General features: G+C 52.4%; 1 other annotated feature (running past one end of the window).

Annotation, left to right across the window (positions count from 1 at the left end):
* Positions 1-206 (top strand) — a sequence feature (most likely nonfunctional fraction of RNA operon); it begins 1,630 nt to the left of the window's first position.

Below are 206 nucleotides of genomic sequence, written 5' to 3'. Positions count from 1 at the left end.
AACGTTAAGTCATCCGTTTGGTGGCGATGGCGGAGGGGAACCACGCGTTCCCATACCGAACACGACCGTTAAGCCCTCCAGCGCCAATGGTACTTAGACCGCAGGGTCTTGGGAGAGTAGGACGTCGCCAAGCAGGTGTTATACTTACACCTAACAGCAACCGAGAGGTTGTCTGTGATTCACTTTGCACCTTGAAAACTGGATAA

Source organism: Bacillus sp. FJAT-26390 (assembly GCF_001682865.1).
GTDB lineage: Bacteria > Bacillota > Bacilli > Paenibacillales > Paenibacillaceae > Pristimantibacillus.
The sequence above is the reverse complement of the archived record's forward strand: the minus strand, read 5'-3'. Positions and strand labels throughout refer to the sequence as shown.